Annotated in this window: 14 protein-coding genes; 10 read left to right on the top strand and 4 right to left on the bottom strand. The window is 56.5% G+C overall.

Annotation, left to right across the window (positions count from 1 at the left end; all coding sequences use genetic code 11):
* Window positions 1-481 (top strand): replication protein C, IncQ-type (gene repC, locus ABVM99_RS24165; RefSeq protein WP_393927454.1); only part of this gene is annotated, 481 nt, incomplete at its 5' end.
* A 208-nt stretch (window positions 482-689) separates the two neighbouring features.
* On the top strand, window positions 690-1,505 hold the full coding sequence (locus tag ABVM99_RS24160; protein ID WP_000018326.1) for an aminoglycoside O-phosphotransferase APH(3')-Ia: 816 nt from the start codon (window positions 690-692) through the stop codon (window positions 1,503-1,505).
* Between the two features lie 455 nt (window positions 1,506-1,960).
* On the opposite strand, the gene ABVM99_RS24155 is transcribed toward ABVM99_RS24160, so the two are convergent.
* From ABVM99_RS24155 to ABVM99_RS24140, 4 genes are read right to left on the bottom strand one after another with little or no spacing between them, the layout of a single operon-like run.
* The gene (locus ABVM99_RS24155) at window positions 1,961-2,713 is read right to left on the bottom strand and encodes a hypothetical protein (protein WP_009873360.1); all 753 of its coding nucleotides are present in this window, start codon (window positions 2,711-2,713) and stop codon (window positions 1,961-1,963) included.
* Window positions 2,710-3,348, bottom strand: coding sequence for a DUF6753 family protein (locus ABVM99_RS24150; RefSeq protein ID WP_009873359.1), 639 nt, complete (start codon window positions 3,346-3,348; stop codon window positions 2,710-2,712). Before ABVM99_RS24150 ends, ABVM99_RS24155 begins: the two co-directional genes overlap by 4 nt.
* Entirely contained in the window at window positions 3,341-4,024 is a 684-nt protein-coding gene (locus ABVM99_RS24145; RefSeq protein WP_009873358.1) for a protein mobD, read from the bottom strand. Before ABVM99_RS24145 ends, ABVM99_RS24150 begins: the two co-directional genes overlap by 8 nt.
* Window positions 4,025-4,036: 12 nt before the next feature.
* Complete coding sequence (locus ABVM99_RS24140; protein ID WP_009873357.1) at window positions 4,037-4,393, bottom strand: hypothetical protein; 357 nt, start codon at window positions 4,391-4,393, stop codon at window positions 4,037-4,039.
* Between the two features lie 306 nt (window positions 4,394-4,699).
* Here ABVM99_RS24140 and ABVM99_RS24135 point away from each other — a divergent pair, with 306 nt between their 5' ends.
* The 8 genes from ABVM99_RS24135 (at window position 4,700) to ABVM99_RS24100 (ending at window position 11,517) form a co-directional block, all read left to right on the top strand.
* Window positions 4,700-5,014, top strand: a complete 315-nt coding sequence (locus ABVM99_RS24135) for a plasmid mobilization protein (RefSeq protein ID WP_223526267.1) — start codon at window positions 4,700-4,702, stop codon at window positions 5,012-5,014.
* Entirely contained in the window at window positions 5,004-7,676 is a 2,673-nt protein-coding gene (traI, locus tag ABVM99_RS24130; RefSeq protein WP_393927449.1) for a TraI/MobA(P) family conjugative relaxase, read from the top strand. Before ABVM99_RS24135 ends, traI begins: the two co-directional genes overlap by 11 nt.
* Before the next feature lie 66 nt (window positions 7,677-7,742).
* Window positions 7,743-7,967: an antitoxin MazE family protein gene (locus tag ABVM99_RS24125; RefSeq protein ID WP_043149934.1), complete on the top strand. Its 225-nt coding sequence runs from the start codon at window positions 7,743-7,745 to the stop codon at window positions 7,965-7,967.
* Window positions 7,964-8,290, top strand: a complete 327-nt coding sequence (locus tag ABVM99_RS24120; RefSeq protein ID WP_009873354.1) for a type II toxin-antitoxin system PemK/MazF family toxin — start codon at window positions 7,964-7,966, stop codon at window positions 8,288-8,290. The genes ABVM99_RS24125 and ABVM99_RS24120 overlap by 4 nt, the downstream gene beginning before the upstream one ends.
* On the top strand, window positions 8,287-8,613 hold the full coding sequence (locus tag ABVM99_RS24115) for a hypothetical protein (RefSeq protein WP_009873353.1): 327 nt from the start codon (window positions 8,287-8,289) through the stop codon (window positions 8,611-8,613). Before ABVM99_RS24120 ends, ABVM99_RS24115 begins: the two co-directional genes overlap by 4 nt.
* 28 nt (window positions 8,614-8,641) lie before the next feature.
* The gene (locus ABVM99_RS24110; protein WP_009873352.1) at window positions 8,642-9,520 is read left to right on the top strand and encodes a helicase RepA family protein; all 879 of its coding nucleotides are present in this window, start codon (window positions 8,642-8,644) and stop codon (window positions 9,518-9,520) included.
* Window positions 9,501-10,493: a replication protein C, IncQ-type gene (repC, locus tag ABVM99_RS24105; RefSeq protein WP_009873351.1), complete on the top strand. Its 993-nt coding sequence runs from the start codon at window positions 9,501-9,503 to the stop codon at window positions 10,491-10,493. The genes ABVM99_RS24110 and repC (ABVM99_RS24105) overlap by 20 nt, the downstream gene beginning before the upstream one ends.
* A gap of 208 nt (window positions 10,494-10,701) precedes the next feature.
* A complete protein-coding gene (locus ABVM99_RS24100; RefSeq protein ID WP_000018326.1) occupies window positions 10,702-11,517 on the top strand; it encodes an aminoglycoside O-phosphotransferase APH(3')-Ia in 816 nt (271 codons plus the stop codon).
* The last annotated feature ends 219 nt before the right edge of the window (window positions 11,518-11,736 follow it).

Genomic DNA, 11,736 nt, shown 5'->3' with positions numbered 1-11,736 from the left:
TGCCGTCAATCCGCGCCTGACCGGGGCGGTTTTTCGAGAGCAACACGTCAAGGTTTCGCTTTTCGAGCGCAACGAGCTGGAGAGTGAAGCCGCCAAGCTGCTGCACTGTTGGCTGTGCTCAAACATCCGGCTTGGCCGTTCGCTTGGCAATGGCAACGGGGCGCACATCGACACGCTAGCGCCCCACGTATGGGGCAAGGCGGCGTGGGAAGAAGCATCAACGAAGGTTCGATCAGTCAGGCGGGGTCAACTACGCGATGCTTTAGACGAAATCTCAGACCGCACACGCGGACTGCAAGGCGGTATGGGATGGGCCATCGACCAGACCAGCAGCGGGCTTGTGCTGGTAAGTCGTCCCAAGGAACTGCCGTTCCTTGAGGGTGAGCACGACATGCGCCCCAGCGAATACCACGACCTCATGAGCCAGCCGCCAATGCAAGAACCAGATTTGTTCGACCCGCAGGACTGGACGCCGGACTGAGCCGCACCATGCGCACTAAGGTAGAGGCAGCAAGATTATGCGGTTTTGATCAGAACTCAGTTAACCATCCCGGGATTCTGCTCTGGCCCATTCAGCGCAGTTTTTTACTTTGGATGAAGTTAACCCATGTTATATTGCACAAGATAAAAATATATCATCATGAACAATAAAACTGTCTGCTTACATAAACAGTAATACAAGGGGTGTTATGAGCCATATTCAACGGGAAACGTCTTGCTCGAGGCCGCGATTAAATTCCAACCTGGATGCTGATTTATATGGGTATAGATGGGCTCGCGATAATGTCGGGCAATCAGGTGCGACAATCTATCGATTGTATGGGAAGCCCAATGCGCCAGAGTTGTTTCTGAAACATGGCAAAGGTAGCGTTGCCAATGATGTTACAGATGAGATGGTCAGACTAAACTGGCTGACGGCATTTATGCCTCTTCCGACCATCAAGCATTTTATCCGTACTCCTGATGATGCATGGTTACTCACCACTGCGATCCCCGGGAAAACAGCATTCCAGGTATTAGAAGAATATCCTGATTCAGGTGAAAATATTGTTGATGCGCTGGCAGTGTTCCTGCGCCGGTTGCATTCGATTCCTGTTTGTAATTGTCCTTTTAACAGCGATCGCGTATTTCGTCTCGCTCAGGCGCAATCACGAATGAATAACGGTTTGGTTGATGCTAGTGATTTTGATGACGAGCGTAATGGCTGGCCTGTTGAACAAGTCTGGAAAGAAATGCATAAGCTTTTGCCATTCTCACCGGATTCAGTCGTCACTCATGGTGATTTCTCACTTGATAACCTTATTTTTGACGAGGGGAAATTAATAGGTTGTATTGATGTTGGACGAGTCGGAATCGCAGACCGATACCAGGATCTTGCCATCCTATGGAACTGCCTCGGTGAGTTTTCTCCTTCATTACAGAAACGGCTTTTTCAAAAATATGGTATTGATAATCCTGATATGAATAAATTGCAGTTTCATTTGATGCTCGATGAGTTTTTCTGATAGTTAGTCTTTGGATAGGTGAACCATCCTGCACAATTCTGATGATTTTCATGAATCCTGTCGTTTTTAACATAATGGGTATTAAGTGTAGTGTGTTTGTCTATCAATAAGAGATTTATCTAATTTAATTCAAGCCCCCGGCGCAGGTGGTAACCACCCCCGGCGCAGGTGGTAACCACCCCCGGCGCAGGTGGTAACCACCCCCGGCGCAGGTGGTAACCTGACAAGCCACAAAAACGCCCGCAAACCCTTGTCAGTACTGAGTTTTCGCGTTTTTCCAAAATTCCGGTCTAAGAAGTTCTAAAGAACTTCTACCATGCGCGGCTTTCAGCCGCCGCTTTAGGCGTCGTCTGAAGCCTTGCCTTCGGGCTTCGCCCTGCGCGGGCTAAAGCCCTTGCAGACACACCCCCGCCCCCGCCCCGCCGCTACCCCCTTCCTTGCAGGCGAAAACGCCTCTACTGGCTTTCTAGGGCCTCTGCCGGGGCTGCGGTGAGCGTATCCAGCAGATCGACTATCCGCCTCATGGCTTCTAACCACGCTTCGTGCATCCAGAATGGGGCTATTTCGCCGTGCTGGAGTGTGCAAAGCGGATTGAGAACCCGGCGCGGGTTCTTCCATGTCTCGACGGAAAGCACCAGCCCGTCCGCATGGATGGAAAAGACTGGTAGCGCTTTCGGCTGGCCCTTCTTCTTGCCTTGCGTTTCGGTTGGCTTGAGGTCGTCCCAAACGCCTTGCACGGTTTTGTTCAGTTCGTCGATGAAGCGTTCCGGCATGGTTTTCAAGAGTTCGGCAGTGATTGCGTTCGCGTCCTCAAATTGCTTTCTTGCTTCGGCTTCCTTTTTCCGTCGTTTTTGCCGCTCCTGTTCGTATTCGTCTAAGGTTTGCCTGTGTCTGCGCTGTGCTTCAGCTTCCGCTTCTTCAGCTTGCCTTCGTGCTTCCTCTTTGGCTTTCTGTCGGTGTGCTTCACCCTCTGCTGTGAGTGCTGGTTTTACCAGTTCGCCAGACTTGGCCTCGATGGTGATCGAAAGCGGTTCGCCGCGATGGTCTACCAGATCGAACGGCAGACCATCAGCATCGAAGGCGGTTAGGTAGAGATTGGCCCCATAGACCTTGTGCCCCGGCCTCACAGCTTCGTATTTTTCTGCTGCTGCGTGCAGTGCTTCCGCTAGGCGTTCTGCCGTGATTTCTCCTTTGATCTTGATTCTCATGGCAACCTCCATCCGTAGGTGCCATCCGATGCGGGCTTGACGTAGCACACGCCTTTTTCGACGTACCACCCCGGCCTATCGCACTTCGCCAAGCTGGCGAGGCTTCCCGTTTGCGCGAAGCGGTAGGCCAAGCGCCCCTCTGGCGTGTTGGCCCATGCCGCCGCCGCTTTCTCGTCCTTGGCTTCGGTGTATCCCGCGCCGTATCCGGCCTGATAGCCCGAATCCTTGCCGCTGCTGTGCATGTACCAGCCGAACAGGCCGACGCACAGGAAGGCCACCGCGATGCAGCCCGCCGCCCACTGCCACATCTGCTTTGCCGATGTGTTGTGCGCGACCTCTTGCGCTGCTGCTGCTACCGCTTGCGCCAAATCCGCCTTGGCTGCTTCCGCTGATGCTTTCACGGTTGCATCCGCCGTTACCTTGAAATTGACCAAGGTATCTTTGGCCGCTTGTGCTATCGCTTGCGGGAACTTCTCATACTGGCCTTGGTAGTGTTGCAAGGCCATGAGCACCAGCCACAGCGCATCATTGTTTTTCAGGCCGAGCGCATCCCGAACCCGGTAAAGACTTTGCCGCTCCGCGTCACTAGGTTGCCTGCCGAGCAGCTTTGCAAAGCTGTCGTCTAGGTCACTCATGGACTACGGCCTCCAATACCTTTTTGGCCTCGTTGCGCCACCGCGTAAGCTCCGCACGGTTGCCAATGGGCAGTTCCTTGAGTGCTACCGCAATGCTCATGCGCTTGCTGTAAATGTCATCGCTCACACGGTCGGCCATGTCCGGGAATGTCACCGATTTCCCGCCGCGTTCCTCTACCGCCGTGCGCAGCTTGGAGCCGTTGTAAAGCTCGAACTTCTTTTCTTCCCCGAAGTGTCCATTGCGTACCACATGAACATCCGCATTCGGAATTGCGTCCATGTATTCCTTTAGCAGTTCGAGGCTATCCCGTTGGCGGTTAATCACCCACAGCGTGACCAGCTTGCGCTTGAGTTCTTCAAGCGTGCTATTCAGTGTTTCACCGTAGGCGCTCACGCCCTTGTTATTCCGTGCTGCCGTGTTGATTACCACGACGCTATCCGGCTTGCTATCGCACAGGTTCACTAGCTGAATCCATCCGTCCGCCTCATCCAGATTGATAAGCTCCGTTTCCGTGCTTTCTTTATAGGCTTTCCATACGTCCGGGTTAGAGGTGTCAGACTCAATCAGCAAGACGCTTTCGCCGCGCTCTTGCAGGTAATCAACCGTTGCCATCGTAACAAGCGACTTGCCAACGCCGCCCTTGCTGCCACCGATCAGGTAAATGCTTTTCGCCATGTTGCTTACTCCTTAAATGTCGTCGCTGTCAGGTTTCGGGGTGAATGTCGCCTTCGATGTATCCGCAGGCTTCTTATCGGCGGGGCGGGGCGGGGGTGTGTCTCCCGGTGCTTGCACCGGGGCTTTTTTCGCTGGCTTTGCTCTCTGCAAGTAGCTCTTGAGCGTTGGGGTTGCGATGCTCAGACCTTCGCCGCGCAGCGTCTCGGAAATCTGGTCAAGCGTGTATCCACGCTTTTGCAAAGCGGCAATCTCTTTGGATAGCACGCGCACGGCCTCTTGCTTGCTGTGCTCCTGCTTCTTCTTTTCGACTGGCGGCATCTCACGAAGCTTTGAAGCGATAGCCTCTAGCTGCTCTGTTGTGTATTTCATTCTGCTAACTCCTTTGCTCACTGGTTGCGGAGTTGACAGCATAGCGCCTTTTATGCTTGTTGCAAAGTGCGTCCCGTGCACCTAAACTGCTGATATGATAGTAGAGTGGTTGAGCAATACAGGATGCGGATTGTCATACACATGCTACGCATGTTCCTGCCAATCCCCGCCTGCCCATTCGGCGCTTCGCTTCTCACGGTCTGGCTCATCCTGCAAGGGGCAAGCCCCTTGACCCCGGACAGTGCGGCGCTTTCGCTTCTTACTGTCCAAGACACACCCCGCCCCCGCCCCCGGCGAGAAGGAGACATGATGCCATTTGAAACGCAGGGGCCGGAACCGCTGGACGCCGTTATCAATGTGCGGCTGACCGCAGCGGAGAAGGCCAGATTGAAAGAGGACGCCGACCTTGCCGGGTTGAGCATGTCCGAGCTTGTCCGCCGCCGCTACTTCGGCAGGCCGATCATTGCCAACGCCGACGCCGTGATGCTCAAGGAGCTGCGGCGCATCGGTGGATTGCTGAAGCACATCCACAACGAGAGCGGAGGCGTTTACAGCAAGGAAACAGCCGGGGCGCTTGTTGCGCTCAAGGACTACTTCAGGAAGCTAAACGATGATCGTTAAGAAGGTTCCGAATCCGAAGAAGTCCGCGAGCAAGGCGCAGCGCATCGGCCAGCTTACCAGCTATGTCCGTTCGCCGGAGTCGGAGAGTCCGCAGGAAAAGTGTCTGTATGCCGGGGCGCGGGGTTTCATGATGGACGACCCCAAGAGCCAGACGGCAGAGATGATTGCACTCTCACAAGAAGCCGTGCGCAGCAAGGACACCATCAATCACTACGTCTTGAGTTGGCGCGAAGGCGAACAGCCAAGCCCGGAGCAAGTAGAGGAAGCGGTTAGCATCTTCATGGATGAGCTTGGGTGGAAAGACCACCAAGCCATCTATGGCCTTCATTCCGACACGGACAATATCCACCTGCACATCGTCATCAATCGGGTGCATCCCGAAACGCTCAAGATTGTTGAGAAGAACCGTGGATTTGATATTGAACTGGCACACAAAGCCATTGCACGGATTGAGCACGCCCAAGGCTGGCAGCGTGAGCAAAACGGGCGCTATCAGGTGTTGGAGAACGGGGAGCTAGGCCGAGCGCCATACGACCCGGAAAAGCCACGCCAGCCCGACCAGAAGAAGCGGGACATGGAGAACCGCACCGGGGAGAAGTCAGCCCACCGCATCGCCATCGAGGACGGCGCAGCCATCATCAAGCAGGCGCAGACGTGGGAGCAGTTGCACCGCGAGTTAGCAGCCAAGGGGATGCGCTACGAAAAGACCGGCAGCGGGGCGACCGTGTTTGTCGGGGATGTTGGCGTGAAGGCCAGCGATGTAGACCGCAACGCCAGCCTTGCCAAGATGCAGAAGCGGCTAGGTGAATACCAGCCAGCGCCGCAGCGTCAGCAGGTAGCGCCGCGCGAGCCGGAGCCGATCAAGCCAGACGTGCCGGGATGGAAGGACTACATCACCGGGCGCAAGGCACACTACGCCGAGAAGAACGCGGACAAGCTGGCACAGGACAAGCGGCAGGAGCAGGAGCGCAAGCAACTTGCCGAGCAGCAGAAGGCCCGCCGCGATGAACTCATGCGCGGAAACTGGAAAGGCAAGGGCGAAGTGCTCAACGCCATGCGCAGCGTGATTGCCGCCGAGCAGGCCGCAGAGAAAGCGGCCTTGAAGGAGAAGCACCAGAAGGAGCGCGAGCAGCACCGGCAGCGGTTCCGACCCTATCCCGACCTGGAGCAGTGGCAGCGGATGCAGAAAAGCCCGGAGCTTGCCGAGCAGTGGCGACACCGGGCCAGCGAGCCGCAGCGCATCGAGGGCGACCGCAGCGAGCCGCCGACGCCGCGAGACATTCGCGCCTATCAGCCTGAAATCGTGGGCCAGCAGGTGCATTACAGCCGGAAGGAAGAAGCGGGGCGGGGCGGGGGTGTGTCTTTCGTGGACAAGGGCAAAAGCATCGATATTCACGACTGGCGCAACCGGGACAGCACGCTTGCCGCGTTACAGCTATCGGCGCAGAAGTGGGGCAGCTTCACCGTGATGGGGAACGACGAATACAAGGCCATGTGCGGGAAGTTAGCAGCAGAGCACGGCTTCAAGATCACAAATCCAGAGATTCAGGAGAGCATCCAGCAGGAGCGGCAGCGGATACAGCAGGAAAGGGTGCAGGCGATGAAATCGGAGCAGCTAAAGCAGTTCGAGCGGTACGCGGAAGCGGTAGGCGCAGAGCGTTACCGGGTAACGTCTATCAAGATGCGCGAGGACGGCAGCAAGCAAACCTTCATCCTCGACAAGAAGGACGGCATCACGCGGGGCTTCACACCGCAGGAGATCGAGCAGCGCACGCCGGAGATGCAGCGCCTACAGCGCCGGGGCGAAAACCTCTACTACACGCCGCTATCGGACAAGAAGCATCACATCCTCATCGACGACATGAACCGGGAGAAGCTGGAGCGGCTTATCCGCGACGGCTACCAGCCCGCCGCCGTGCTTGAATCCAGCCCCGGCAACTATCAGGCCATCATCACCGTGCCGAAGCTGGGGACGGCCCACGATAAGGACGTGGGCAACCGGCTGAGCGATGCCCTGAACCGTGAATACGGCGACCCGAAGCTATCGGGAGCCATCCACCCGCACCGTGCACCCGGCTACGAGAACCGCAAGCCCAAGCACCAGCGGGAGGACGGCAGCTATCCCGAGGTGCGCTTGCTCAAGGCCGAGCGCCGGGAGTGCATCAAGGCGCTGGCCTTGTCCAGCCAGATCGACGCCGAGTATCAGCGGCAAGCGGCCTTGAAGGCGCAGCAGCCCGAGCGCAGCAAAGCCAAGCCCGCCTTGGAGCTTGCAGCGGCCAGCGGCAGCGCGATCGACGCCTACCAGCGGCATTATCGCGACGTGCTCAAGCGGCAGCGTGGCGGCGAGGTGGACTTGTCCCGCTTGGATTCCATGATTGCCGTGCGTATGCGCGTCACCGGCCACGATCAAGCCGCCATCGAGGGCGCTATCCGCCAGTGCGCCCCGGCCACCCGGCAGAAGGACGAGGGCCGCGACTGGAACGACTACGCGCAGCGCACCGCCCGCTATGCCTACAGCGCCGCAGGCGACCGCCAAGCCGCCGAGCTTGGGAAGTACCGCCAGCAGTGGGAGAAGCTGGAAGGGCGCGAGCCTGTACGCCAGCAGGAGCAGGCCAAGGCGCAGAAGATCGAGCGCGATAACTCGCCGGGGATGAGTCTTTAAATACCTGTTGCATGTAACTTGCGAGGTGCGTACAATGTTGCATGTAACTTAATTGGAGGCTTGGAAATGGCAACAGCACACGTTAATCAGCGGGTTCAGAAGCATCGCGATGCATTACGCATGGCGGGGCTTCGTCCGGTTCAAATCTGGGTGCCGGATACGCGCCGCCCCGACTTCGCGGAGGAGTGCCGCCGCCAATGCCTGCTTGTGGCTCAGGCCGACAGCGCCGACACCGCCATGCAGCAGTTCATGGATGAAGCCTTGGCAGACGTGGACGGCTGGACGGAATGATGCGCGGCGACCTTGTGACCATCGCCATGCAGGGCGACTTTGGCAAGCCACGGCCTGCGCTTGTGGTTCAGGCCAACCAGTTCAGCGAGCACGGCAGCGTTACCGTGCTGCCTGTCACCAGCACACTTAATGCCGCGCCGTTGCTGCGCGTCACGGTTCAGCCGAGCGCAGAGAACGGTTTGCAGAAGCCATCGCAGGTGATGGTCGACAAGGCGATGACGGTGCTGCGCAGCAAGGTAGGGCCAGCTTTCGGGCGCATCGACGCGGACGCACTGCTTGAGGTTGAGCGTTGCTTGGCCGTGTTCTTGGGGATTGCGAAATGAAAACGATCTACACCATTCCCGCCCCGGATTCCTTGGGCGCGATGATCGAGGTCTACGGCGAGCCGGAAAACGCTTGGTACGAGTGGCGCATCATCGACGGCGGGCGCACCGTGCGGGACACCGGCACGGAAGGCCACAGCGCCTTTCAGGGACGCCAGTACGGGCAAGCAGAGATTGCCCTACGTGATGCGCTCATGTTCGCTTCTGGCCTGCCCATCGACGGCGACACGCCGACCGATGCCGCCAGTCTGGAAGCGGGCTATGCCGCCAAGGCGAAGGCAGAAGCGGCGCGGCAGGGTGCGGGAACACCCGGCAGCGCCTAACCATAACCGTTCTACACAGGAGAACAGCATGGCTTTAGACATTATGGCGGCCTTCACCAATGAGCCGCCAGAACTTGATTTCATCTGGCCCGGATTCTTGGCCGGAACCGTGGGCGCACTTGTTGCACCTGGCGCAACTGGCAAGAGCTTTTTTGCTCTTGAAGCGGCCATGTCAATCGCTTGCAGTGTGGCAGGCGGCGACCTTGTAGGACTGGCCCCGGCGCACACCGGGCGCGTGGTCTATCTCGCTGGCGAAGATCCACAGCCCGCCCTTGTGCGGCGTGTCCACGCCATCGGCCAGCACCTCAACCAGTCGGCCCGCGAAGCCATCGCTGAGAACCTGATGCTTGAGCCGATCATGGGCAAGCGGTTGAACGTGATGGACGAGGCGCACTTGCGCCGCGTCATCGACTACAGCGCAGGGGCGCGGCTGATTGTGCTGGACACATTGAGCCGCATTCACAGCCTCGACGAGAACAGCAACGGCGACATGGCCCACCTTGTTTCCGTGTTGGAACACATCGCGGCAACCACCGGGGCGGCTGTCCTGTACCTGCACCACGTCAACAAGGGCAGCGCCCGCGACGGCCAGACCGACCAGCAGCAGGCAGCGCGGGGCGCGTCTGCCCTGATCGACAACGCCAGATGGTGCGGCTATGTCGCCAAGATGACGGAGCAGGAAGCCGAGCGCCTGAGCGACCGGGGCTTTGATCGTGCGCCCATCGGCAACGAGCGGCGCGGCCTTTTTGTCCGCTTTGGCGTGAGTAAGCAGAACTACGACGCGACCCCGCTAGACCGCTGGTATCAGCGACACACCGGCGGGGTGTTGCTGCCGGTAGAGCTACAGGAGATCAAGCGTGAGAGCGGCAACAAGGGGGGCAAGGGCTATGACTCAGCAGCGTATTAAACCGGCCTATGCCAAATTCGATCCCGCTCATGTGTTTGACGGGCTTTTCGTCCCCACGAAGGGGAAGAAGCGCGGGCGACTGTATGTGCCGCCGCGCCGCTTCGGCGATAGTGAAATCAGCTTTCAAGGGTTCGAGCAGCTTGGAGCTGATGACCAATCAATCTTGCTTGCAGTAAGCGCCCAGCTTGGCATTGACGGCTTGATGATCGAGGCAAAACCACCCGGCGAAATAGGCCAGCAATTGCGCCTTGCTTTGGACTTTGACAACGATGATGGAAGGCCGCTGAAAACCAAGAAAACCAGTTTGCGCAGCCTGCTGATTGATGCTGGATATGACGACCCAGAAAGCGGGGCGGCACTTGCCAGAATCAAGGAAAGCCTGAACCGAATGGGTAACGCGCAGATACGGGAAATCAATCACGCTACCGGCTGGGATTACCGCTGCAATCTCCTTTCGAGTCGGTTCAATCACAAGACTGGGGAAATCTTTGTTGCCGTCAATCCGCGCCTGACCGGGGCGGTTTTTCGAGAGCAACACGTCAAGGTTTCGCTTTTCGAGCGCAACGAGCTGGAGAGTGAAGCCGCCAAGCTGCTGCACTGTTGGCTGTGCTCAAACATCCGGCTTGGCCGTTCGCTTGGCAATGGCAACGGGGCGCACATCGACACGCTAGCGCCCCACGTATGGGGCAAGGCGGCGTGGGAAGAAGCATCAACGAAGGTTCGATCAGTCAGGCGGGGTCAACTACGCGATGCTTTAGACGAAATCTCAGACCGCACACGCGGACTGCAAGGCGGTATGGGATGGGCCATCGACCAGACCAGCAGCGGGCTTGTGCTGGTAAGTCGTCCCAAGGAACTGCCGTTCCTTGAGGGTGAGCACGACATGCGCCCCAGCGAATACCACGACCTCATGAGCCAGCCGCCAATGCAAGAACCAGATTTGTTCGACCCGCAGGACTGGACGCCGGACTGAGCCGCACCATGCGCACTAAGGTAGAGGCAGCAAGATTATGCGGTTTTGATCAGAACTCAGTTAACCATCCCGGGATTCTGCTCTGGCCCATTCAGCGCAGTTTTTTACTTTGGATGAAGTTAACCCATGTTATATTGCACAAGATAAAAATATATCATCATGAACAATAAAACTGTCTGCTTACATAAACAGTAATACAAGGGGTGTTATGAGCCATATTCAACGGGAAACGTCTTGCTCGAGGCCGCGATTAAATTCCAACCTGGATGCTGATTTATATGGGTATAGATGGGCTCGCGATAATGTCGGGCAATCAGGTGCGACAATCTATCGATTGTATGGGAAGCCCAATGCGCCAGAGTTGTTTCTGAAACATGGCAAAGGTAGCGTTGCCAATGATGTTACAGATGAGATGGTCAGACTAAACTGGCTGACGGCATTTATGCCTCTTCCGACCATCAAGCATTTTATCCGTACTCCTGATGATGCATGGTTACTCACCACTGCGATCCCCGGGAAAACAGCATTCCAGGTATTAGAAGAATATCCTGATTCAGGTGAAAATATTGTTGATGCGCTGGCAGTGTTCCTGCGCCGGTTGCATTCGATTCCTGTTTGTAATTGTCCTTTTAACAGCGATCGCGTATTTCGTCTCGCTCAGGCGCAATCACGAATGAATAACGGTTTGGTTGATGCTAGTGATTTTGATGACGAGCGTAATGGCTGGCCTGTTGAACAAGTCTGGAAAGAAATGCATAAGCTTTTGCCATTCTCACCGGATTCAGTCGTCACTCATGGTGATTTCTCACTTGATAACCTTATTTTTGACGAGGGGAAATTAATAGGTTGTATTGATGTTGGACGAGTCGGAATCGCAGACCGATACCAGGATCTTGCCATCCTATGGAACTGCCTCGGTGAGTTTTCTCCTTCATTACAGAAACGGCTTTTTCAAAAATATGGTATTGATAATCCTGATATGAATAAATTGCAGTTTCATTTGATGCTCGATGAGTTTTTCTGATAGTTAGTCTTTGGATAGGTGAACCATCCTGCACAATTCTGATGATTTTCATGAATCCTGTCGTTTTTAACATAATGGGTATTAAGTGTAGTGTGTTTGTCTATCAATAAGAGATTTATCTAATTTAATTCAAGCCCCCGGCGCAGGTGGTAACCACCCCCGGCGCAGGTGGTAACCACCCCCGGCGCAGGTGGTAACCACCCCCGGCGCAGGTGGTAA

The sequence above is a fragment of the Salmonella sp. SJTUF15591 genome, from assembly GCF_043356435.1.
GTDB lineage: Bacteria > Pseudomonadota > Gammaproteobacteria > Enterobacterales > Enterobacteriaceae > Salmonella > Salmonella enterica.
This window is presented reverse-complemented; position numbering and strand designations above follow the sequence as displayed.